Origin of the sequence: Aeromonas sp. R7-1, from assembly GCF_040908115.1 — a bacterium.
GTDB lineage: Bacteria > Pseudomonadota > Gammaproteobacteria > Enterobacterales > Aeromonadaceae > Aeromonas > Aeromonas caviae.
In genome coordinates this window covers 44,684-66,958 of sequence record NZ_JBFODD010000058.1, presented here as the reverse complement: position 1 = coordinate 66,958, position 22,275 = coordinate 44,684, and the positions used below count along the sequence as shown (strand labels likewise).

The following is a 22,275-nucleotide window of genomic DNA, read 5'->3' as shown; positions in this document are numbered from 1 at the left end:
ACCTTGACTCTCTGACATAGCACAAACACCACACACAACCTGGCGTCCCTCTTCTGCCGGCCCCTCAATCCGGCCTGGCCCCATGACACCAGCCAAAGCCTGGCAATCACAACCCGATGAACCCGGTCGACCTGAATGAAACAAGGCGCCTGAAGGCGCCTTGGGGAGTGTGCAGATCCCTGCGGGAGCGTGGCCACTGTCAAGGCGCTGCGAAGGGGGATTCCGTCCCGGTGGGCGCGCTGGTTGCCAGCGTGGGGAGAGGCTCGTCCGCTTCACACAGACTGGCTCTTCTCGTGGCCGCCTTCTGGGGGGGATACCAGCTTGCCAACCCCTGCTGGATGCGCGCGGCGGCCGCTTCCGGCGTCATGGTGCCGAGCACCACGGATTGCGACACCTCCGCAAGCTCTGTGGTAAGCGATGGCTCACCCCGGGTGAGGAACTGCGCCCCCAGACGCAAGGTGGAATCGCAGGTATCCCGCCAGCCCATCATGGTGCTCGCCACCGAATCCTTGAGCTCGAAGAAGTGATTGGAGAGGGAGAAAAAGCCGGGCACCGAATTGGAGAAACGCTCGGCAAAGTCGGCGCTAGCCATCCACTCCACCAGTTTCAGGGCGGCCTCCTTGTTCGGGCTGGCGGCATTGATGCCGATCCCCATGTCGGTGTGATCGGTGAAATAGCAGGTGTCCCCCTCCCGCGCGACAGGGGGCGGGAAGGCACCAAAATTGACCTTGCCGGTGAACTGGGCAAGCGACCAGGAGCCCGCCACTATCATGGCGGCCTTGCCCGCGGCAAAGTCATCCACCGCCTGTGCTTCGGTGGCATCGGCTGGATGATCCCCTATGTAGGGCCGCCAGCTCGCCAGCTCACGAAACGCCGCCACATAAGGGGCATCGGTCACTCGCGCCTGACCGTTGATCAGCGCCAGGCGGCCATCTTCCCCATGCCAGTAATTGGGACCGATATTCTGATAACCAAGCTCGGAGACCACCCAGCTGTCGTGAGCCGCCAGCGCTAGCGGCAGATAGCGGCCATCCTGCTTCACCTTCTCCAGCACGGCGAAGAAGTCGGCACGGGTTCGCGGCGGTGTCAGCCCAAGGGCGTTGAAGATATCGACATTGAAGTAGAAACCCTGGATCACGGAGGCAATGGGCAGGCAGAAGGTCTGGGCCCCGGAGTCGGTCTGCCAGGCGGCCTTGGCAAAGCTCGGGAAGTTCTCCATCCCGGGCAGGTCCGTCAGATCCAGCAGATGCCCCTGCTGGAACAGCCGCAGGGACTGATCATAAGGACGGCAAGTGATGAGATCCCCTGCCTTCCCCGCCGCCAGCCGCTCGGCAAGCTCCCGATCGTAATCCGCCGAGCGCTGCGAATGCAGCTTAAGAGTGATCTCGGGATGGATAGCCTGAAAACGGGGCAGAAACTGCTCCTTCCAGAGCGCCTCGTCATCCACGCGCCAGGTTTCCAGCACCAGCTCCTGGGATACCGCCGCCGTACTCAGCCCCCAGACCAGCAGGGCACTCACAGATTTCCACATCGCCTCTCTCCTACACCTTGAAACGGGCCACCAGACTCTGCTGCTGGCTGGCCAGCCCCGACAACACCTCACCACTGCTCGCCGATACCCGGGACGCCTGCTCGGTCTCGTGAGCCACGTCTGCGATGGCCGCCACGTGCTGGGCCACTCCCTGACTCACCGAAATCTGCTCCGCTGCGGCATAAGCCATGTGATCCGCAATCTCCTTGATGGCCTCCATGCGCGAGGCGATCCCCCCCAGGGCACTTTCGACATCCCGGGTCTGCTGCACACTCTGCTGGGTCTGCTCATGGCTCTGGGCCATCACGCTCGCCACATCGCGGGCGCATCCCTGCAGGTTGTCGATCATCACCTGGATCTCCTGGGTCGCCCCTTGTGAACGGGTAGCCAGCGCCCGCACCTCCTCGGCCACCACCGCAAAGCCCCGCCCGGCCTCCCCGGCACGGGCCGCTTCGATGGCCGCATTGAGGGCCAGCAGGTTGGTCTGTTCAGCCATGCCACGGATCACCTCGAGAATGTTGCCAATGTTGCTGCTGTAGCCTTCGAGCTTGCGGGTGATCGCCATGGCCCCGGCGATGTCGGTCGCCAGTTGCTCGATGCCATCCCGATTGGCCTGCATCAGATGACGTCCGCGCCGGCTCTCGTCATTGGCCTCCCCCACCTCCCGACGAACATGATCGCTCGAGCGCGCCACTTCGGTCGCACTGGTCTCCAGCTCGAAGATGGCGGCCGCCACCTGATCGGTCTGGGCCTTCTGCGCCTGCACCTGCGACATCACCTGCTCGCCGATCTCCGCGGTCTTGCGCGTCTCGCTCACCAGGTACTCAGAGCCGGTCTGGACCTCCATCAGAAGCGTCTTGGTGTGGTGGGCCAGCTGGTCGATGGAGTTCGCGACCTCACCAAGCTCGTTCCTGGCGGGGTAGCGAACCCGCAGCGTCATGTCCCCTTGTGCCATCAGACCGAGAACCCGATTGATCCGCACCAGCGGCACCTGGATGCTGCGGGCCGTACTCCAGGCAACAATGAGGGCGATGAGCACGCAACACAGGGCCACCATCACGATCCAGGTGCGGGCGCTGTCAACCGCGACGTCGGCACTCAGCCTGTCCTCCTGCATGCTCTGGTTGCTGATGGCGATAAGCCTGTCCAGGACCTCCCCCAGTTGGTGGCTCTGCGCCTCCTGCTGTTCACGCAAGCCATGGAGTTGCTGGCTGATTTGCTGACGGCGCACCAGGGTGGCAATCAGCCCCTTGTCGCCAAATACCAGCTGGGGAATGCGCGCCACATGGCGGGTGAACCTGGCCTTGACGTCATCGGGGACAACAATCCGCTCCAGACGCTGGTTCGCAATGTCGATGTCTTTGGCCAGCACCCCCTGTAGCGCCACCAGATCCGTGTTGCCGTCGGCACGCAGGATCAGCTTGAGATCCCGTGCAATACCGCTGGTGATGAGCTCCGCCTTGTTCTGCAAAGAGCGCCGACCCGCCGTGTAACGCACCAGCAGGTCTGCCGCCGAACGGTAGTTGTCGTCCAGGTGCAGCAGCTCGCTCCGCATCCGTGCGAGCACCCGCTCCAGCTCGACCGACTCTTCGTGCAGGCTCATCAACTGCTCAGAGATGGTAAACAGCCGGGGGGCCTGGTCGGTGACCCGGGCGAGTTGCCGCTCACTCTCGGTATCGAGTGTCAGGGCCGCGAATGCCTTGATGTGCTGCTCATAGCGGACCTTGTCATGGGCAACACGCTGACGGGACTCGGGGAACGCCGACGTCTCCCAGATGGCGAGATGCGCCAGGCTGTCCCTGTCAGCCATCAGTAACGCGGCGCGCAGCCGGCTGGCGGTCAGGGCCTGAGGCGTCGCCTCTTCGGTCACCTGCTGGAAACGACCGTGAATGGAGGTCGTTTTCAGGTAACTGATGGCCCCGAGCAATAGCAACAGGACCAGCAGCAGCGTAAAGCCCAATCTGATCCGCTGTACGATCGACATCCTTCTCTCCCACCTCTCCCTCCGCATCGGGGCGGAGCCGGTTATCAAGGCACCAGGAGCCCGACAGGCATCCTAGTACATCTGGCTGACGGCTTATCGACTCAACCTGCCCTGGCAATCGAGCCTGACCACTTCCCCTGAGGCCCCCAGCAGAGAAGCCGGTACCCAGCGAACGGTCGCCATGTCGATGCGTGCCTGTCCACTGGTGCCCAGGATGAAGGGGGTATTGACCTTCGCGAAGTCCATGCCCTCTTCGAGGCAGCGCAGGGGCAGACTCAGGGTCACCCACTTCTGCGGGGGCAACTGGCGCAAGGCCGGAGCAATCTCGATGGACTTGCCGCAGGGCCAGCCACACTGCAGCCCCAGCGTCATGTCCCCCGCTGGCGCCTGCTGCACCCGCAGCGTCACCTGCAGCTCGCTCTCGCCCTTCAGGTAGGTGCGACGATCCGCCCCCTTGACCTGGGTGGTCTGCAACTGGATCGTGGCCCCGGAGTCGACACCCGGCTTGTCCGCCCCGAGGAAGGTGACCGCTCGCGCATCCTGCTGGCGCAGGTAGTCGATGGGCTGAACCTTGATGAAGGTCATCTCGGTCACGCTGTTGCCGGAGACTTCAGTCCCCGTCCAGTTGCTGGCATCCCCCATGCGCAGACGGTGTTCTTCACCCGCCTTTGGCCCGAACAGCTCGAGCACCTTGTCAGCGGCGCTCAGTTTGGCGGGGTCGCTCTCGTTGCAGCCGAAGGTACGTTTATCCAGGGTCAGGGTATTGAGGTTGCTGACCCGGGCCGCCACAGGGGAAGGCTTGCCGTAGCTGAGCCCGTAGCCATAGGGGAAGAGCGGTGCGTACTCACCCGCGGGATCCTGCTCGAAGGCTGGGCGCTGCCAGCCCGGGATATGGGTGGGCGTGCGATTGATGGTGGTGGCGCACTTGCTGAAGGGCCACGAGAAGGAGAGGCGTCCCTGGAAGTCATGGGCCACCTTGCCCTTTGCATCCCTGAACAGCAGATCGGTGATCCCCTCCCCCTCGGTGCCCGGCAGCCAGGCGGCGACAAAGGCGGAAGAGAGATTGAGCTCCTCATTGACGTAGAGCGGACGTCCGGAGAAAAGCACGGTCACCACGGGGATGCCGGCCGCCTTCAGCCGCTTGAGGGTCAACAGGTCCTCGTGATAGCTGCTCTTGAGATCCCCATAGGCAAGGGTCTTGTTGTCAGGAATGTCGCCGAACCACTCGGCATAGGGATCCTCCCCCATGACCAGGATGGCGACATCGGGCTTGGCTCCCGCAAACTCACCGGATCCCGTGCTTACCTGCACATGATCCGCACCGACGGTGGCGGTCACCGCATCCAGCACGCTCTGGGCACCGGGGAAATCACCGCGCCCGTTCTCGCTGCCTTGCCAGGTCAGGCTCCAGCCCCCCACCTGCTTGCCCAGATCGTTGGCGGCGCTCCCAGCCACCAGCACCCGGCTCTGCCGGCTCAGGGGCAGGATCCTGCCCTCGTTCTTGAGCAGCACCAGCGACTTGCGTACCGCCTCCCGGGCCAGCGCCTTGTGCGTCACGGCACCAAGTTCACCCTGCTTGCCCGCCAGCTCACGGGCCGACGGCATGGGTTTCTCCCACAGCCCGGCCCGCATCTTGACCCGCAGGATACGCGTCACGGCATCGTCGATCCGGCTTATCGGGATCTGCCGGCTCGCCACGCCATCGAGCAGGCTCTGGCGAAACTCCATCCAGTCCTTGCGCGCCGTGACCATGAAGATGTCGACCCCGGCCAGCACCGCAGGCAGGCAGCTCCCCATGGTGCAACCGGCGATCTCGCTGTGACCGTTCCAATCAGAGACGACAAGGCCATCAAAGCCCATCTTGCCCTTGAGCACGTCGGTCAGCAGATAGCGGCTGCCGTGCAGCTTGCCGTTGTACTCCACCCCGTCTTCTGGCAGCACGTCGCGGTTGAGCTCGTTGTGCCAGCTGTTGAACGAAGCCATGACCACCTGGGCACCGGCATCCAGCCCCGAGAAGTAGCCCACCGCGTGCAGGTTGCGCAGGTCCTCTTCCGAATAGAAGTTCTGACCCCGGTCGACCCCGTTCAGGGTACCGCCGTCCCCCACGAAGTGTTTCACGTTCGAGATGACATGGCGCTGGCCGCGCAGATCCGTCGCGGAACCTTGCAGGCCACGCACCATCTCGCCGGCATAGTGATAGACGATGGCGGGATCTTCGGAATAGCCCTCATAGGTCCGGCCCCAGCGATCATCCCTTGGCACCGCCACCGTCGGGGCGAAGGTCCAATCCAGCCCCGTGGCGGCCACTTCCCGCGCCGTCACCTGGCCGATACGGTAGATGAGATCCGGATCCCGCGCCGCCCCCAGGCCGATATTGTGCGGGAAGAGGGTCGCCGCGAAGACGTTGTTGTGGCCGTGCACCGCATCGGTCGCCCACATGAAGGGGATGCGATACCCCCTGCCCTCAAAGCCCGCTTCCGCCGCCTGCCAATAGGTGTCGGCCTGGTGTGCCCAGTCCTGGGCCGACGCGTGTTTGTTGTTGCCGGGCCAGCCCCCTCCCCCGTTGAGGACGGAGCCAATCTTGTAGCGCGTCACCTCCTCAGGTGTCACTTCACGAAAGTCGGGCTGGATCATCTGGCCAACCTTCTCCTCCAGGGTCATCCGGGAGAGCAGAGCCTGGATCTGATGCTCCATCCCCTCGTCCCTGGCAATGGCGCTGTGGATCTGCGGCCAGGTGGAAAAATAGGGCATGGTCGACAACTCATCCGCCATCCCGGCACTCCAGATGCCGCACCCCACGAATAGGCAGGTCATAGACCTGGTGAGACCTGTAGTTTTACGCATTTTCCTTATGACTCTCCGGATGTTCTCGTTCATCGCCTGGACTCATCGTTCATGGCGAGTCGTCTTGAAAAACAGTCAAATTTGAAATCGATTGCAAGAATATTAAATGGTAAACAGAAATCTCTTCGTCATTCCAGCAGTATCTTTGTCATGCCATGACAAAGATCCCGCTGAAAGAGAAAATAGTGATGCAACTCACAAACTCGGGGGCGTGTCTCATCAGCAGAATACCCAGGAAGGAACAGAGAGAACAGGTAGACTCATGGCAGGAAGACCAACAAAATAAAATTAAAACAATAATTTAAATGCAATCCATCACATTGATTTGCCGCATGAGCTGTCTGGAACGACACCGATATGGCCAAACGCCTGGGGAGTCAGAGGAATGTTGAAAGGATTCAATGGAATTCAATTCAAGTGCATGAATATATCAATAAACGAAAATTTGCCGTCTCCATCACATTTCATAAAAGCAAACTTGATCTGCCAAAAAATTTACTGTTACCTGAATTGTGAAATCGATTTCCACTCAAGGATTGTGTGTGAATCTTGACAGTGAAATGCGGGCCGCAGGATGACTCGGTCATTTTCTGCGTGAGTGCGAAAATCGACGCCATTATTTCCGTCTGTGATCAAAGGGGTAACAATGAAAACATCTCGGCTTAGTGCCCTGACGCTTGCCATGTCTTGCGTCATTGGCTTGCATGGCTGCTCACTGCCCAGCGCAGGAGCATCTGGTTCAGCGACCTCCTCGGCATCTGCCGGACCTGTGGGTGAATTGCTGACCAATGGGGGCTTCCAGGGAACCGATGGATGGTGGACGGCCGGGGGGACCCTGAACGCCGAGAACCAGATGGGCTGTATCACCTTCACCGAGTCGGGCTCCAATCCCTGGGATGTCATCCTGGGTCAGTCCAATCTCGGCCTGGTGCAGGGGCAAACCTACAAACTCCATTTCACTGCCATGGCCAAGAGCGACATCAACGTCAAGGCCCTGATCCAGCATGATGGCGCCCCCTACACCAACTACATGGTGCAGGACCTCGCCCTCGGCAGCACGCCCAAACCGTTCGATATCCAGTTCACACCTTCTGCCACTGACGAGAAGACCCAGTTCCAACTTCAGATGGGCACCCAGACACCGACCACTGTCTGTATCGGTGAAGCCACGCTATCGGGCCCCTCCTTGATCAAGAAATCGGAGCTGGGCAGCGTGCGCGTCAACCAGGTCGGCTATCTGAGCAAGGCTCTGAAACGGGCGACCATCGCCACCGACAGCAAGGACGCGCTCCCCTGGACCCTGCGCAATGCCCAGGGTGAGACCATCGCGGAAGGCAAGACCACGCCCTTTGGCCTGAATGCCGCATCCGGCGAGAACGTACAGATTGCCGACTTCAGTCAGGTCACCACCCCGGGCACCGGCCTGGTACTGGAGGTCGCCGGCCAGAAGAGTCATCCGTTCAGCATCGGCGATGACATCTATCACACCATGAAATTCGATGCCCTCTCCTTCTTCTATCAGCAGCGTAGCGGCATCGACATCGAAGCCAAATATGTCCAGCGCCCCGACCTTGCTCGCCCGGCAGGACACAAGCCCGAGAACGTAACCTGCTTCAACAAGCAGGACGCCAAGGGCAACCAGTGGCCTGGCTGTGACTTCACGCTGGATGTGACCGGCGGCTGGTACGACGCTGGCGATCAGGGCAAGTACGTGGTCAACGGGGGGATCTCGGTATGGACCTTGATGAACCTTTATGAACGGGAGCAGCTGGCGAAAGAGGGTGACAAGAGCGCCTTTGCCGACGGCAAGGTCAAGATCCCGGAACAGCACAACGGCTACAACGATCTGCTGGACGAGTCCCGCTGGATGATGGAGTTCTTCCTCGCCATGCAGGTGCCCGAAGGCAAGAAGGCCTGGGTGCCGGTAGGCGATCAGTCCAAGCAGCTCGACAGCCTGAAACTGACCGAGATCGATGCCTCCGGCATGGTATTCCACAAGGTCGCCGACGAAGCCTGGACCGGGATGCCGCTCCCGCCCCACAAGGATCCACAACCCCGTTTCCTGAGCCACCCCAGCACGGCTGCGACTCTGAACCTGGCGGCCACCGCCGCCCAGTCTGCTCGCGTATGGAAAGATCTGGATCCGGCCTTCGCACAGCGCAGCCTGCAGGCAGCAGAACGAGCCTGGAAGGCGGCCAACCGCCATCCGGACGTCTATGCCTATGACAACTTTGTGGGATCCGGTCCCTATGATGACACCAACCTGAAGGACGAATTCTACTGGGCTGCCGCCGAGCTGTTTGCCACCACCGGCAAAGCCGAGTACAAGCAGGCCGTCCAGCAGTCCCCTCTCTATCTGGCTGCCCCCAAGGGGGATCGCAGCGCAAGCGGTGATCTCTACTGGCAGGATCTCAGCAGCGCAGGGACCATCACGCTGGCCATGGTGCCTAACAAACTGGGCAAACAGGAAGTGGAGAAGGCACGCGCCGCTATTATCGCCGCAGCTGACGGCTACCAGAAGAGCGTGGCGACGGAGGGTTACCTTATCCCCTATCAGGCGACCGAATACCCCTGGGGCTCCAACTCCAACCTGATGAACCGCAGCATCTTCCTCGGGTTGGCCCATGACTTCACGGGAGAGCGCAAATACCTGCAGGCCATGTCCGATGCCATGGACTATGTGCTCGGCCGCAACCCCCTCGACCAGTCCTATGTGTCGGGCTACGGCAGCCGTCCGCTGAAGAATCCGCACCACAGGTTCTGGGCTCACCCCATCGACCCCGCGTCTCCCCTGGTTCCGCCAGGTGTACTCTCGGGCGGGCCAAACTCCATCAACTTCAGCGATCCCGTTGCCTCCACCCTCAAGGGCAAGTGTACCGGCCAGACCTGCTGGAAAGATGAGATTGGTGCCTGGACGCTGAACGAGGTCACCGTCAACTGGAATGCCCCCTTCTTCTGGACGGTCAGCGTACTGGATGAAGGTGGATTGACCCGCTGATCACCCTTCCAATGCTCCGTCCCCGTGACGGAGCATTGTTTTACTCCCCTGCCGACCTTGCCCAGGACAGCTCCCGCACCTGTCGCCGCCCTCCACTTTACGTTTTCAATTCCCCTTTTCCGTCATCATTCAGAGGCTGACGGCAGCAGAACCCTCTCTTATCGATCATTTCATCTGACCGCACCTTCGCAACCCTGCCTTTACATGTCCGTCTCTTGGCCACCTTATTTGCGCATCCACTTGATCCCTCATTTGCCATCAGATCTGCTGACGCCATCTGGGCATCACCCGCTCCCCGCCTCTTCTACAGTGCCCCCCGCGCGAAGCAGGCGGGAAAGCAGGATACCCGGCTCCTGAATCGGGTTTCGTGACCCTCAGCGAGAACCACAAGGCAACCCCAGGCTGAGCCCGCCATCTGAGCAAGACACTGTACAGAGCCCCTTAGCCGCCACCATGACCCCCTGCCACCAGGGGGTGAGGGAGCACGGCGATGGGCTCGGTTATCCGGGGTTGCTGGCATGGGCGCCGGATCGGCACCATGCCGAAAGCGCCCCCTGCATCATGCAGGGGGCAGGAGCAGCATGAAAACCACGACAAACTTGAAATCGATATTTCAACAAGCCAAGTCGAACAAACATGGCGAAAGCCACATCACAAAAACAACGACAACTTACTGATAAATAACGACATTTTATCTTGACCACCTTATATCAAATATCCATCAAGTGATCGCGATCACAATTACAAAACCCGATTTGTGAAATCGATTTCCCACTTTGTTACATCGATCTATAGTGAGCCCAGCTTAATAACTGAGGAATGATCATGAAAAAAATCATGTTGTGCTGCTCTGCCGGGATGTCCACCAGCCTGCTGGTGAAAAAAATGCTGGTAGAAGCCGAAAAACGGGGCCTGGCTGCCGAGATCAAGGCTTTTGGCGCATCGGAGTTCGATGACCAGATGCCCCATTACCAGGTGGTCTTGCTGGGACCGCAGATCAAGTACATGCAACCGGAGTTGCAAGCCAAGGCGGCGGCTCACGGCATCAAGGTACAACCTATCGACATGATGGATTACGGCATGCAGCGCGGCGACAAGGTGCTGGACTACGCCCTCTCCCTGATTGGTTAAGCGTGCTCACAAGGAAGGACACACACTATGAGTTCACTCTATGGGATGCTGGTCAAGTTGATCGAACAACGGATCGGCCCATTGGCAGGAAAACTGGGCCAGCAACGCTATGTTCTGGCCATCCGTGACGGTTTTATTGCCGCGCTGCCGTTCATGATCGTCGGCAGCTTCATGCTGGTCTTCATTTTTCCACCCATCTCCAGCGAAACCACCTGGGGCTTTGCCAGAGCCTGGCTCGATTTTTCCAACACCTATCGTGCCGAACTCATGTTGCCCTTCAACATGAGCATGGGGCTGATGACGGTCTTCATTTCGGTGGGCGTCGCATCCAGCCTGGCCAAACAATACTCCCTGGACCCCATCACCACGGGCCTGCTGTCGCTGATGTCGTTCATGCTGGTGGCGGCGCAATATAAAGACGGCACCATCTCCACCCAGTATTTCTCCGGTCAGGGCATCTTTACCGCTCTCATTTGCGCCATCTATTCGACCGAGGTCTACGCCTGGCTCAAGCGCAACAACATCACCATCCGTCTGCCCGAGCAGGTGCCGATGGGAGTGGCGCGCTCCTTTGAGGTGCTGATCCCGGTCCTGGCGATTATCCTGACCCTACATCCCTTCAACATGCTGCTGCAGGAAACCACTGGCATGATCCTGCCCGAGGCGATCATGTCCATGCTCAAACCGCTGGTGGCGGCTTCCGACAGCCTGCCTGCCGTCTTGCTGGCGGTGCTGTTGTGCCAGATCCTCTGGTTTGCCGGCATCCACGGCACCATGATCGTCACCGGCATCATGAACCCCTTCTGGATGGCAAACCTGGCGAGCAACCAGGCCGCATTGGCCGCCGGGCAAGCCATTCCCCACACCTTCCTGCCCGGTTTCTGGGATCACTTCCTGTTTATCGGCGGCGTGGGCTCCACCTTGCCACTGGCATTCCTGCTGATGCGCAGCCGCGCCGTGCACCTGCGCACCATAGGGCGAATGGGCGTGGTCCCCGGGTTCTTCAACATCAACGAGCCGATCCTGTTTGGTGCTCCCATCATCATGAACCCGGTCTTCTTCCTGCCCTTCATCCTGGTGCCGGTGATCAACGCCATCCTGGCCTGGTTCGCGGTGGATCTGGGTCTGGTTGAGAAGGTCGTGATGCTGACCGCATGGACCACGCCGGCTCCCATCGGCGCCTCCTGGGCGACCAACTGGGCCTTCAGTCCGGTCATCATGTGCTTCATCTGCATGGGGATCTCCGCCCTGATGTATTACCCCTTCGTGCGAGCTTACGAACGCACCCTGCTCAAGCAGGAAGCCGAGACGGCTGAAGCGGAAGAAGCCGCCAGATCAGAAAAAGCAGACACAATCACACCGATTCAGAGTCAGGCGTAAGCGCCAGGCGTGCGGGCGCCACGCCGCCTGCACGCCGGTTATCAAGAGGAAACTGCAATGCAATATACATTCCCCGAAGGCTTCTGGTGGGGTAGCGCCTCGTCGGCCGCACAATCGGAAGGGGCTGCCAATGTGGGCGGCAAGGCACCGACTATCTGGGATCACTGGTTCGAGACGGAGCCACACCGTTTCCATGGTCAGGTTGGCCCGGCCAACACCTCCACCTTCTACGATCGTTATCGTGAAGACATCGCATTGATGGAACAGATTGGCCACAACAGCTTCCGCACATCCATCTCCTGGGCCCGGTTGCTGCCGGATGGCCACACCGTCAACCAGGAGGCCGTCGACTTCTACAACAAGGTTATCGATGAGCTGCTGGCCAAGGGGATCAAACCCTTCATCGGCCTGTTCCACTTCGACATGCCGATGTACTGGCAGGAGCAGGGGGGCTGGGAGAGCCGCGAAACCGTGGCGGCCTATGCCGAGTACGCAGCGCTCTGCTTCAAACTGTTCGGTGATCGCGTCGCCTGCTGGATGACCTTCAATGAGCCCGTTGTGGTAGTGGAAGGAGGGTATCTGTATGACTTCCATTACCCGAACCAGATGGACTTCAAACGGGCAGCCCAGGTGGCCTATCACATGATGCTGGCCCACAGTCTGGCGGTGAAGCGTTATCGCACACTCTCCCTGCCCGGCCAGATCGGCATCGTCCTGAACCTGACCCCCTCCTATCCGCGCTCTTCAAACCCGGCAGACTTGAAGGCCTCGTTCATTGCCGACCTGTTCTTCAACCGCGCCTTCCTCGATCCTGCGGTGAAGGGGGTTTATCCCCAGGAGCTGATCGATATCCTGCGCGAGCACGATCAGATGCCCGTGGTGCAAAGCGGCGACTGCGAACTGCTGGCCGCCGGCAAGATCGATCTGCTCGGCATCAACTACTACCAGCCGCGGCGAGTGAAGGCACGCATGACGGCCATCAATCCGGATTCCCCTTTCCTGCCTGACTGGTTCTTCGAGAATTACGAGATGCCAGGCCGCAAAATGAATCCTTATCGCGGCTGGGAAATATATGAGCGCGGTATTTATGACATATTGATCAACCTGCGCGACAACTATGGAAATATCCCAAGCTATATCTCTGAAAATGGTATGGGTGTCGAAGGGGAACACAGATTCATTGGTGAAGATGGTCAGGTAAAAGACGATTATCGTATCGACTTCATTCGCGGCCACCTCCAGTGGATTCATACCGCCATTGCCGAAGGAAGTAATTGCCGTGGTTATCACCTGTGGACCTTTATTGACAACTGGTCCTGGATGAATGCCTACAAGAACCGTTATGGATTCATCAGCCTTGATTTGGAAAGCCAGCAGCGCACCGTCAAGAAAAGTGGTGAATGGTTCGCCAACGTCTCTCGTAATAATGGATTTTAAGGAGTCATAAATGATGGATCTTGAAGAAGCAGTCATGGGCATCATCGTCAATGCCGGCCAATCTCGCAGTCTCTGTTTCGAAGCCCTGCGTCAGGCTCGTGCTGGCCAGTTCAGCGAAGCGGATGCCTTGCTGCTCCAGGCCACCGACGCGGGGAAGGCTGCCCATGCCGTACAAACCAAACTGATTGAAGCCGATGAGGGCGAAGGCAAGACCAAGATGACACTGGTCATGGTACATGCCCAGGATCACCTGATGACCTCCATTCTGTGCCGCGAACTGGCCACCGAACTGGTCGAGATCTATCGCCGCCAAGCCAGCTGATTTTAACTCATCGGATCGGGAGTCCGTGCTTTTGCCACCGTTATATACGGTGGCTTTTTTTATTCTGGTTATACCAGCCAGCCGTCATGTCTTTCATACCTTTTTCAGGCAATTTCAAAAATATGAAACTGTCATGACGCGATACCAGTATAAGTTTCAATATCTGTTTATGGCTATTCTAATGCTGCTTGTAGTCATCAATAAAACACTCATTAATAAACACACAGGAATGTGGATAATATGCGTAAACTTGGACTGATGTCAGTATTGCTGATGGCGGGAGGATTATATTCCACTCAGGCATCGGCATGGTGGTGGAGCAATCAGGATTGGCAGGTCTCTGATGGTTGGCGCAATGGCGGGTCAGAATTCGACTGTACCTGGCGCGCCGCCAACGTCTGGATGGAGTCCGGCACGGCCATCCTCCATGCGAAATCCGACAAAGGAAACAAGAGCTGTGCTGAACTGCGAACCTACAACTACACCCGCAAGGGTCGTTATGAGGTGCAGATGCAGGCAGGATCGGTGCCCGGCACCATCAGCTCCTTCTTTACCTATACCGGAGATGCAGGCACCAGCTCTCACTATGAAGTCGACATCGAGCTGATGGGGGGCACCAACCTGCTCCATACCAACGTCTGGATCCAGGGGCGTCAGTATCCCCAGGATATCGACCTGGGCAAGTACGGTATCTCCATCTGGAACATGGAGCGCTACGCCTTCAACATCGACGAGGCGGGAGTCACCTGGCAGGTCTTCAGCCGCACCCAGAACAAATGGGTGAGCGTGCGCCGCGAGAGCCGCCCCGTCACCAGCTGGATGCAGACGTTTGTGAATAACTGGATCAGCGCCAACCCGAGCTTCCCGCCCAGCTCCTACAACGGCCAGCCCGTCTACGCGAAATACAAGTACGCCAATGTGACGCCCTGGGAGTGATCGCGATGGCCAACTAAATCCGGGTACACAGTGGCATACCCAAAACCGAAGACACAAAAAAGCCCAACTGAATAAATCAGTTGGGCTATATGGATGGCGGAGGAGGTGGGATTTGAACCCACGGATGGTCGCCCATCGCCGGTTTTCAAGACCGGTGCATTCAGCCGCTCTGCCACCCCTCCGCAGCAGTGCGACGCATATTACCCATGCCCCCAGCCCTTGTAAATCCCCACTCCGTTTGTTTGCCCATTTATTGGGCTATCTGGCGCACAAAACCGGCAAAACCTCTGCAAACCGTGCTTTTTCAAGCGGATGGCTTGACTTGAAAACAGACTCACCCACTATAGGGACCACTACCACATCCCCAGCAAGATGGACTTATGAGAATCAAACATGCCCTGTTCGCCGCCCTGACCGGCGCGACCCTGCTTGCGGCGCCCGTGCAGGCGAGCGAGCTGACCAAGAGCGATGTCGAGCAGATCGTGCGCGACTATCTGGTCAAGAATCCGGAGATCCTGGTCGAGATGTCCAACGCCCTACGTGCCAAGCAGGAGAGCCAGCAGGCCGAGAACGACAAGACGCTGATAGAAGCCCATGCCAAGCAGCTCTTCGCCAACCAGGATCCCGAGAGCGGCAATCCCAAGGGCAGCCTGACGGTGGTGGAGTTCTTCGACTACAACTGCGGCTACTGCAAGCGCGCTCATCCCCTCATTCAGCAACTGCTCTCTGAGGACAAGGAGATCCGCTACATCTACAAGCAGTTCCCCATCCTGAGCGAAACCTCCTACTACGCCGCCCGCGCGGCGCTGGCGGTGAAGCTCGGCCAGCCCGACAAATACCAGGCCTTCCACGACAAGCTGTACGCCCATCAGGGGCCCCTCTCCGATGAAGCCCAGGTGAAAGACGTCGCCAGGGCCGCCGGCGTGGACTGGAGCAAGGTAGAGGCGAAGATCAAGGACGGCAGCATCGATCAGAATCTGGGTACCAACCGGGCGCTGGCCGAAGCCATGGGCATTTCCGGCACCCCGGCCTTCATCATCGGCGATCAGATCCTGCGCGGCGCACCGCGGGATCTGGCCAGCCTCAAGGCCATCATCAAGGATGTCCGCGCCGGCAAGAGCATCCAGTAACCCGCGCGTTGTTCATGAAAAAACGCCCCGGCATGCCGGGGCGTTTTGCTATTCAGGCTGCAAACCATCAGGTCGCGAGAAGCTGTCAGCAAGGCGAAGAGCAGCGCATGACCCTTGATCACGGCTTCGCAGCAGGGCCATAACCGTTCGGGTTCTGGCTTTGCCAGCGCCAGGTATCGATCATCATCTGCTCCAGCCCCCGCTCGGCCTGCCAGCCCAGCTCATCACGGGCCAGAGCCGGTTCAGCCCAGCACTCGGCGATGTCGCCGGGGCGACGGGGCTTGATCTGGTAGGGAATGGCACGGCCACTGGCTGCCTCGAACGCCTTGACCATCTCCAGCACGGAATAGCCCTGACCGGTGCCGAGGTTATAGGTGAAGACGCCGGTATCACTCTTGATGCGGGCCAACGCTTTGAGGTGACCGATGGCGAGATCCACCACGTGGATATAGTCGCGCACCCCGGTGCCGTCCGGCGTCGGATAGTCGTTGCCAAAGACCCCCAGCTCCTTGAGCTTGCCCACGCCGACCTGACTGATGTAAGGCAACAGGTTGTTGGGGATGCCGTTGGGATCTTCACCGATGAGGCCGCTCTCATGAGCCCCCACCGGGTTGAAGTAGCGCAGCAGCACGATGGCCCAGCGAGGATCGGATTTGGAGAGGTCACGCAGGATCTCTTCGACCATCAGCTTGGAGCGGCCATAGGGGTTGGTGGCGCTGGTGGGGAAATCTTCCCGCAGCGGTACCGAGGCCGGATCCCCATAGACGGTGGCCGAGGAGCTGAACACCAGCCGGAACACGCCGGCCCTGGCCATCTCTTCGCACAGCACCAGGGTGCCGGTCACGTTGTTCTGATAGTAGGTGAGCGGGATCTGGCCGGATTCACCCACCGCCTTGAGGCCGGCGAAGTGGATCACGGATGCTATTTTGTGTTCGGCAAACAGCCGCTGCAGGCAGGCTCTGTCCAGAATGTCCCCTTCCACGAAGGTGACCGGCTTGCCGGTGATCCTCTCGACCCGTTTGAGCGATTCGGGGGAGGCGTTGGAGAGGTTGTCCAGTACTACGACCTGCTGCCCTGTACCAAGCAGCTCGACCAGGGTGTGGGAACCGATGTAACCGGCTCCCCCCGTCACCAGAATTGTCATTTTTTATCCCGTACTTTGCTGAAACTGGGGTTGAGTCTACCCGCACGACCCGCCCGGGAAAAGCTCGGGATACCAATGACCCCCGTCAATACTCCAGGCTCACATCCCCTCTGGCGGTGCAGGAACAGGCCAGCGCCACCCCGTTCTCGAGGTCCTGCGCGCTCAGGGTCATCACGCTCTGGCGCTCGATTTCGCCTTCCGTGGTGCAGCGACAGGCGCCGCACACCCCGGCGCGGCAAGCGGCCATCATGGTCTCCCCCGCCCCCTCCAGTGCCGCCAGCAGGGTCTGGCCAGGCAGTATCTTCACTTTCTTGCCGCTCTTTTTGAGGGTCAGCCAGAAGTGGTCGCTATCGGCCGCAACTGGCGCCGAGCCCGATGTAGCAGCAGGCAGGCCGAACGACTCCTGATGCAACTGCCCGGCGGGCAGCCCGAGCCCGGCCAGCATCTCGCTCACCACCGCCATATAGGGGGCGGGCCCGCACAGATAGACATGGCGGCTCAAGAGATCCGGCGCCAATTCCTTGAGCATCCCCGGTGTGAGCCGGCCAACCCAGGGATGAGCCGTTGGCGCCTCTTTCCCTACTTTCTCCAGCACTAAAGCATGGCGCACACCGGCATGATCCTCGGCCAGTGAAGCCAGTTCCCTCGCGAAGATCACATCCCCGGGGGTTCTGGCGCTGTGAATAAAGCGGATATCGGCGTCCGGCCGCTTGGCGAGCTCGTCCCGCAGCATGGCCCACATGGGGGTGATACCGGAGCCGGCGCTGAGCAGCAGCGGCCGCTCGCAGGGCAAAGCAGTCAGGTGGAAGTCGCCGAAGGGGCCGTCTACCCAGATCTCGTCCCCCACTTGCAGGCTCTGGTGCAGATGGTGAGAGACCAGCCCCACATCCTTGATGGTGACCTGCCAGAAAGGATCCTGCGGGCTGGAGGAGAGGGTGTAGGCACGGCAGTGGGGCTTACCGTCAATCATCGTGTGCAGGGTGACGCACTGGCCGGCCAGCACGGGGGGCAGGTCGCCAGCCAGGGGCTCGAATTGCCAGCTCGCCACGTCGTGGGTCTCTGCCCGGCGGGCTATACAGCGCAGGCTCAAAGAGGTGGAGGTCATCGCAAGGCTCCTCTTGCTCGGAAATAGCGTTGAAAAAAGGCGAGCCATCAGGCTCGCCAAAGGCTTACAACATGCTGAGCGTGTAAGGCTGTATCTTTGCTCAGGCCGCCAGGATCTCGGCGAGATCCGCGTCTGCCGTGGTGGTGCCTTTCAGGCCAAACTGCTCCTCCAGCACCTTGAGCAGGGCCGGGGTGAGGAAGGCCGGGGCGGTCGGGCCGGTGCGGATGTCCTTCACGCCGAGCGCAAGCAGGGTGAGCAAAATGACGATGGCTTTTTGCTCGAACCAGGAGAGCACCAGGGTCAGGGGCAGATCGTTGACGCCGCACTCGAACGCGTCGGCGAGCGCCAGGGCCAGCTGGATGGCGGAGTAGGCATCATTGCACTGACCCACGTCCAGCAGGCGCGGAATGCCGCCGATGTCGCCGAAATCGAGCTTGTTGAACTTGTACTTGCCGCAGCCCAGGGTCAGCAGCAGGCTGTCCTGCGGGATCGCCTTGGCAAACTCGGTGTAGTAGGCGCGCTCGGCACGGTCGCCGTCACATCCCCCCACCAGGAAGAAGTGGCTGATTTCGCCAGCCTTGACCTTGTCGATCACTGCGGGAGCGGCCTGCATCAGGGCGTTGCGGGCAAAACCGATGGTGATGAAGTGCTCGAGCTCAACGTGCTTGAAGCCTTCCAGCGCTTGCGCCTTGGCGATCACGGCGGAGAAATCGTCCCCTTCCAGGTGGGTCACGCCCGGCCAGCCGACGATGGAGCGGGTGAAGATGCGATCGCTGTAGTTGCCCACGTTCGGGTCGATGATGCAGTTGGAGGTCATCACCACGGCGCCCGGGAAATTGGCAAACTCCTTCTGCTGGTTCTGCCAGGCGGAGCCGTAGTTGCCCACCAGGTGCGGGTACTGCTTGAAGAAGGGGTAGGCCAGGGCCGGCAGCATCTCGCCGTGGGTGTAGACGTTGATGCCGGTGCCCCTGGTCTGCTCCAGGATGAGCTTGAGATCCACCATGTCGTGGCCGGAGACCAGAATGCACTTGCCCGGTACTGGAGTGACGCGTACCTGGGTCGGCTCGGGGTGGCCGAAGGCGGTGGTTTCACCGAGATCCAGCATCTCCATGATCTTGAAGTTCAGCAGGCCGATCTCCATGGCGCACTTGAACAGGGGATCCAGATCGCAGGGATCCGTGCCGAGCCAGCTCATGATGCGATGGAATTCGGCGGCGACCCCGGCATCCTGCTGATCCAGCACCCGGGCGTGTTCCATGTAGGCGGCGGCGCCCTTGAGGCCGTAGAGGCAGAGCAAGCGCAGCCCCATGATGTCTTCGTTGACCTCGTTCTTGCCCCGGTTGACCGCGGTCTGCGGCGCCTGGGCAAGCTGGGCCAGCAGATCGGCACCCGGCTCGAAGCTGGCCGCGGCGGGCAGTGTGTCGGCCTGTACCGCCAGCGGTGCCAGCTTGGCGGCCAGCTGCTGACGATAGGCCAGCGCCTGGTTGACGTAGGCGACGATGCGAGCGGAGTCGAAGTTGACGTTGGTGAGGGTGGCAAAGAACGCCTTGGGCACGAAAGCGTCTATTTCGCTGTCGACGATGCCGTGCTCGCGGGCCGCCAGGGCCCAGGCGCTGAGCCCTTGCAGGGTATAGATCAGCACATCCTGCAGGTCGGAGGTTTCCGCCGTCTTGCCGCACATGCCTTGTGCATAGGCGCAGCCGTTGCCTGCCGGGGTACGAATTGTCTGTTCACATTGCACACAAAACATCATGTCTCTCCTAATTGGACATTTCAGTTATCTGTTTTGTGGCGATTCTATTCCCCTCCTGGAAAACTTAATAGGCATTCAATTTACCAATTAACATTTCATTGATGCAGATCAAATAGAAAAAAGCCGCCCAAATCGGGCGGCAAGCGGGTGGGAAATCAAGGAGAGACAACTCGGGTTTGCAACAACAGGGGCAATGATACGGGCCGGGGCATGGGCAGCCGGCCCCAGGTTCATCAGGCCAGATAGGCGCGCAGCATCCAGACCAGTTTCTCCTGCTGCTGCACATAGTCGGAGAGGATGGATGCAGTCCCTTCATCACCGGCATCGGCGGCCTGACCCAGGATGCGGCGCTGGGCAACCAGCAGTTCGCGGAAGCTCGCCAGCAGGGATTCCACGCAGGCACGACCGTCATGCAGCCCCTTCTGCTCGGGGATGGCAGACACCTGGATGTAGTCGCTGAAGCTGTGCAGGGGCACGCCATCCAGGGTCAGAATGCGTTCGGCCAGGGCATCGACTTTCAGCAGCAGGTCGTTGTAGATCTCTTCGAATTTCAGGTGCAGCTCAAAGAACTGGTTGCCGCGGATGTTCCAGTGGAAGCCACGGACGTTCATATAGAGGATCTGGTAACTGGCCAGCAGCTTGTTGAGCTCGGCGGCCAGGGCTTGTGATTGCACGGTATCAAGACCAATGGGGCTCTTCATGATTCACCTCCAGGTGGTAAGCATTATCGGGAACGGAGTCAGCTTACCCAGAAGCAGACTCAAAGGACAATCGTCTGTGCCTTGCCGATCCATAGCCAATAGCTATTGTCGGCAAAAATGCACCGGCTTTCATTGCTCAAGCCGTTCGATATAGAGGATCACCTCGCCGAGGTGAATGCCGAACTTGCTGATCTTCGCGCGGTTGATCAGGCGATCGTCGTCCAGCAGATACATCCAGTCATCAAAGCTCACCCTCACCACGCTCTCATCCGGCAGTGCCAGATCGAGTTGATAACGCCAATTGAGGGCAAAGCCCTCTGTCTTGCCTACCGCCTCCCCCACCACGTCTGAAGCCGTGCCGCGCCAGTGGCCATCCGCCCCCTTGCTCAAAAACCAGGTGCGGGTCTGCCGACGGCCATCATCGAAGTAAAACTGCTCGAACAGCTCCCCCTTGCCCTCTCGCCAGTGCCCCTGCATCTCGACCCGAAAGCGACTGGTCACTTCGCCGCTGCGGTCCGTCACCAGGCCGTGGGCCACCAGCTTGCCATTGAAGAAACGGGCGAGATCCCAGCCCGGCCGGGAGCCGCGATAATCGTCAAGACCCGCGCCGCAACCAGAGAGCCACAGCAGGGGCAGCAACCAGGCAAGACGCCACCAGGAAGAGAACTTCATGGAATACTCCATCAGGATTGGCCGCGCAGACGGCGGGTCAGAGCGGGATCCCGGCTGTCGTCAGTCAGCCAGATAGCAAGAAACGCGGGGGCGAAGGCGGGATCATCAAGAGAGCCCAGGAGGCGATCTCGCAACCAGAAGTGGCCCGTGCCTTGCTCGTCCACATAAAAAACCAGCTTGTCGCCGGGGGCGACATCCGGCCAGAACGTGGCCAGTCGAGCCAGCCAGCGTTGGCGCTCACTCTCGCTGCCAAGGCCGAGCCGCTGCCACTCGGCGGCGGTCGCCTCCAGCAAATCCTGGCGCTCGATGGCCCTCGCGTAGGTAATGCTGAGGGCCTGCGGGTAGCGCCCCGGCTGATAGCGGCCGCTCTCGCTGTAGAGGGTGGCGTCATAGAGCTTGAACCAGAGCCAGCGCATCTCCCCCTGTCCCACGGTACGCAGCCCCTGCCAGGGGGCGGCAACGCTCTGGGCGGTCGCAAACAGTGGCAGGCTCAAGGCCGCCAGCAGCAGGCTAGTTCCACCCCATGTGCCAACGGGCGGGATCCTCCAGTTCATGCCAGTCCATCTCCTGTTCCTGCAGGGTGTTGATATCCTGCATCACCACGCTCGCTAGATGCCCCTGGGCATCGCGCTGGCAGGCCACCACCAGGTAGAAACGCTCGGCCAGCTCGCACTGGCCATCCCTGGTCCACTTGGAAAACAACAAGGTGTCGGTCGAAAAGGTGTTCATCTCGTCTCACCCTCCAGCTTGACCGTTACCCACAGGAGTACGGGTAACCACCACATCCAGATCACCGCCAGCAGCACTGCGCTTGTCCAGATGCCCCAGGGTAAGTTTACTGCCCCCATGGCGGCCCCCGCCATATAGGAGGAGGCGCCCCCTACCATGCCGAACAGCCCCTGTTGCCAGCGCGGCAAGAGGCGAAGCCAGGGAAGGCCGTGGGAGAGGGTCAGGGCGAAACCGCACCAGAGCAGCAACAGCCAGAGCGGAAAACCGGACGGAAAGTGAAACAGGCCGAGGCGCCAGAGCAGGATGTCGAGCAGGCAGCCTGCCAGGGCGACCGGGATGAGGCGCCAGTCCTGCCCGCGGCGGGGGGAGAAGATGAAATGGAGCAGCAGCATCCCGAGCAGCGGGCCCGGTTGCTGCCATCTCACCGCCAGCAACCAGTAGAGGTTGAATCCCAGCAGGTGGGCCCACTGCCACATGA

General features: G+C 60.1%; 18 protein-coding genes and 1 tRNA gene. 7 read left to right on the top strand and 12 right to left on the bottom strand.

What is annotated here, in order from left to right; genetic code table 11:
• Nucleotides 1-199: 199 nt before the first annotated feature.
• The 3 genes from AB5Y51_RS17455 to AB5Y51_RS17445 all read right to left on the bottom strand — a co-directional run bounded on the left by AB5Y51_RS17455 (nt 200) and on the right by AB5Y51_RS17445 (nt 6,329).
• Nucleotides 200-1,531 (bottom strand): ABC transporter substrate-binding protein, encoded by a 1,332-nt coding sequence (locus AB5Y51_RS17455; RefSeq protein ID WP_368178819.1) that lies wholly within the window; start codon nt 1,529-1,531, stop codon nt 200-202.
• 10 nt (nt 1,532-1,541) lie between these two features.
• The gene (locus tag AB5Y51_RS17450) at nt 1,542-3,515 is read right to left on the bottom strand and encodes a methyl-accepting chemotaxis protein (protein ID WP_368178817.1); all 1,974 of its coding nucleotides are present in this window, start codon (nt 3,513-3,515) and stop codon (nt 1,542-1,544) included.
• Between the two features lie 93 nt (nt 3,516-3,608).
• Nucleotides 3,609-6,329: a glycoside hydrolase family 3 N-terminal domain-containing protein gene (locus AB5Y51_RS17445; RefSeq protein ID WP_368178815.1), complete on the bottom strand. Its 2,721-nt coding sequence runs from the start codon at nt 6,327-6,329 to the stop codon at nt 3,609-3,611.
• A 676-nt stretch (nt 6,330-7,005) separates the two neighbouring features.
• Between AB5Y51_RS17445 and AB5Y51_RS17440 the strand changes: the two genes are divergently transcribed.
• From AB5Y51_RS17440 to AB5Y51_RS17415, 6 genes are all read left to right on the top strand, one after another.
• Nucleotides 7,006-9,357: a glycoside hydrolase family 9 protein gene (locus AB5Y51_RS17440; protein ID WP_318841325.1), complete on the top strand. Its 2,352-nt coding sequence runs from the start codon at nt 7,006-7,008 to the stop codon at nt 9,355-9,357.
• Between the two features lie 825 nt (nt 9,358-10,182).
• Nucleotides 10,183-10,488 carry a PTS sugar transporter subunit IIB gene (locus AB5Y51_RS17435; protein ID WP_010673339.1) on the top strand — a complete coding sequence of 102 codons (306 nt, stop codon included), beginning with the start codon at nt 10,183-10,185 and terminating at the stop codon, nt 10,486-10,488.
• A gap of 27 nt (nt 10,489-10,515) precedes the next feature.
• On the top strand, nt 10,516-11,868 hold the full coding sequence (locus AB5Y51_RS17430) for a PTS cellobiose transporter subunit IIC (protein WP_010673338.1): 1,353 nt from the start codon (nt 10,516-10,518) through the stop codon (nt 11,866-11,868).
• 57 nt (nt 11,869-11,925) lie between these two features.
• Complete coding sequence (locus AB5Y51_RS17425; RefSeq protein WP_010673337.1) at nt 11,926-13,305, top strand: glycoside hydrolase family 1 protein; 1,380 nt, start codon at nt 11,926-11,928, stop codon at nt 13,303-13,305.
• A 10-nt stretch (nt 13,306-13,315) separates the two neighbouring features.
• Nucleotides 13,316-13,627: a PTS lactose/cellobiose transporter subunit IIA gene (locus AB5Y51_RS17420; protein WP_010673336.1), complete on the top strand. Its 312-nt coding sequence runs from the start codon at nt 13,316-13,318 to the stop codon at nt 13,625-13,627.
• Between the two features lie 240 nt (nt 13,628-13,867).
• A complete protein-coding gene (locus AB5Y51_RS17415; RefSeq protein ID WP_080560416.1) occupies nt 13,868-14,563 on the top strand; it encodes a family 16 glycosylhydrolase in 696 nt (231 codons plus the stop codon).
• Nucleotides 14,564-14,657: 94 nt separating this feature from the next.
• On the opposite strand, the gene AB5Y51_RS17410 is transcribed toward AB5Y51_RS17415, so the two are convergent.
• A tRNA-Ser gene (locus AB5Y51_RS17410) sits at nt 14,658-14,745 on the bottom strand.
• A gap of 198 nt (nt 14,746-14,943) precedes the next feature.
• Here AB5Y51_RS17410 and AB5Y51_RS17405 point away from each other — a divergent pair.
• Nucleotides 14,944-15,693 (top strand): DsbA family protein, encoded by a 750-nt coding sequence (locus AB5Y51_RS17405; protein ID WP_368178813.1) that lies wholly within the window; start codon nt 14,944-14,946, stop codon nt 15,691-15,693.
• 118 nt (nt 15,694-15,811) lie between these two features.
• Here AB5Y51_RS17405 and galE read toward each other — a convergent pair whose 3' ends face one another.
• From galE to AB5Y51_RS17365, 8 genes are all read right to left on the bottom strand, one after another.
• Nucleotides 15,812-16,837 carry a UDP-glucose 4-epimerase GalE gene (galE, locus tag AB5Y51_RS17400; protein ID WP_104454618.1) on the bottom strand — a complete coding sequence of 342 codons (1,026 nt, stop codon included), beginning with the start codon at nt 16,835-16,837 and terminating at the stop codon, nt 15,812-15,814.
• 85 nt (nt 16,838-16,922) lie between these two features.
• A complete protein-coding gene (locus AB5Y51_RS17395) occupies nt 16,923-17,942 on the bottom strand; it encodes a hybrid-cluster NAD(P)-dependent oxidoreductase (protein ID WP_324033740.1) in 1,020 nt (339 codons plus the stop codon).
• Between the two features lie 100 nt (nt 17,943-18,042).
• Entirely contained in the window at nt 18,043-19,692 is a 1,650-nt protein-coding gene (gene hcp, locus AB5Y51_RS17390; RefSeq protein ID WP_134997555.1) for a hydroxylamine reductase, read from the bottom strand.
• Nucleotides 19,693-19,928: 236 nt separating this feature from the next.
• Nucleotides 19,929-20,396, bottom strand: a complete 468-nt coding sequence (locus AB5Y51_RS17385; protein ID WP_010673329.1) for a Dps family protein — start codon at nt 20,394-20,396, stop codon at nt 19,929-19,931.
• 129 nt (nt 20,397-20,525) lie between these two features.
• On the bottom strand, nt 20,526-21,068 hold the full coding sequence (locus AB5Y51_RS17380) for a DUF3833 domain-containing protein (protein ID WP_080768134.1): 543 nt from the start codon (nt 21,066-21,068) through the stop codon (nt 20,526-20,528).
• 11 nt (nt 21,069-21,079) lie between these two features.
• Nucleotides 21,080-21,622 (bottom strand): chalcone isomerase family protein, encoded by a 543-nt coding sequence (locus tag AB5Y51_RS17375; RefSeq protein ID WP_042017708.1) that lies wholly within the window; start codon nt 21,620-21,622, stop codon nt 21,080-21,082.
• Nucleotides 21,579-21,797, bottom strand: coding sequence for a TIGR02450 family Trp-rich protein (locus AB5Y51_RS17370; RefSeq protein ID WP_010673326.1), 219 nt, complete (start codon nt 21,795-21,797; stop codon nt 21,579-21,581). Before AB5Y51_RS17370 ends, AB5Y51_RS17375 begins: the two co-directional genes overlap by 44 nt.
• The gene (locus AB5Y51_RS17365; protein ID WP_052816343.1) at nt 21,794-22,273 is read right to left on the bottom strand and encodes a DUF2878 domain-containing protein; all 480 of its coding nucleotides are present in this window, start codon (nt 22,271-22,273) and stop codon (nt 21,794-21,796) included. Before AB5Y51_RS17365 ends, AB5Y51_RS17370 begins: the two co-directional genes overlap by 4 nt.
• Nucleotides 22,274-22,275: the final 2 nt, after the last annotated feature.

Excerpts from the sequence above, each read along its gene's own strand:
- galE (WP_104454618.1), bottom strand. The coding sequence starts at position 16,837 with ATGACAATTCTGGTGACGGGGGGAGCCGGTTACATCGGTTCCCACACC.
- AB5Y51_RS17425 (WP_010673337.1), top strand. The coding sequence starts at position 11,926 with ATGCAATATACATTCCCCGAAGGCTTCTGGTGGGGTAGCGCCTCGTCG.
- AB5Y51_RS17385 (WP_010673329.1), bottom strand. The coding sequence starts at position 20,396 with ATGAAGAGCCCCATTGGTCTTGATACCGTGCAATCACAAGCCCTGGCC.
- AB5Y51_RS17455 (WP_368178819.1), bottom strand. The coding sequence starts at position 1,531 with ATGTGGAAATCTGTGAGTGCCCTGCTGGTCTGGGGGCTGAGTACGGCG.
- AB5Y51_RS17435 (WP_010673339.1), top strand. The coding sequence starts at position 10,183 with ATGAAAAAAATCATGTTGTGCTGCTCTGCCGGGATGTCCACCAGCCTG.
- AB5Y51_RS17380 (WP_080768134.1), bottom strand. The coding sequence starts at position 21,068 with ATGAAGTTCTCTTCCTGGTGGCGTCTTGCCTGGTTGCTGCCCCTGCTG.
- AB5Y51_RS17440 (WP_318841325.1), top strand. The coding sequence starts at position 7,006 with ATGAAAACATCTCGGCTTAGTGCCCTGACGCTTGCCATGTCTTGCGTC.
- hcp (WP_134997555.1), bottom strand. The coding sequence starts at position 19,692 with ATGTTTTGTGTGCAATGTGAACAGACAATTCGTACCCCGGCAGGCAAC.
- AB5Y51_RS17395 (WP_324033740.1), bottom strand. The coding sequence starts at position 17,942 with ATGACCTCCACCTCTTTGAGCCTGCGCTGTATAGCCCGCCGGGCAGAG.
- AB5Y51_RS17450 (WP_368178817.1), bottom strand. The coding sequence starts at position 3,515 with ATGTCGATCGTACAGCGGATCAGATTGGGCTTTACGCTGCTGCTGGTC.
- AB5Y51_RS17420 (WP_010673336.1), top strand. The coding sequence starts at position 13,316 with ATGATGGATCTTGAAGAAGCAGTCATGGGCATCATCGTCAATGCCGGC.
- AB5Y51_RS17375 (WP_042017708.1), bottom strand. The coding sequence starts at position 21,622 with ATGAACTGGAGGATCCCGCCCGTTGGCACATGGGGTGGAACTAGCCTG.
- AB5Y51_RS17365 (WP_052816343.1), bottom strand. The coding sequence starts at position 22,273 with ATGTGGCAGTGGGCCCACCTGCTGGGATTCAACCTCTACTGGTTGCTG.
- AB5Y51_RS17405 (WP_368178813.1), top strand. The coding sequence starts at position 14,944 with ATGAGAATCAAACATGCCCTGTTCGCCGCCCTGACCGGCGCGACCCTG.
- AB5Y51_RS17445 (WP_368178815.1), bottom strand. The coding sequence starts at position 6,329 with ATGACCTGCCTATTCGTGGGGTGCGGCATCTGGAGTGCCGGGATGGCG.
- AB5Y51_RS17370 (WP_010673326.1), bottom strand. The coding sequence starts at position 21,797 with ATGAACACCTTTTCGACCGACACCTTGTTGTTTTCCAAGTGGACCAGG.
- AB5Y51_RS17430 (WP_010673338.1), top strand. The coding sequence starts at position 10,516 with ATGAGTTCACTCTATGGGATGCTGGTCAAGTTGATCGAACAACGGATC.
- AB5Y51_RS17415 (WP_080560416.1), top strand. The coding sequence starts at position 13,868 with ATGCGTAAACTTGGACTGATGTCAGTATTGCTGATGGCGGGAGGATTA.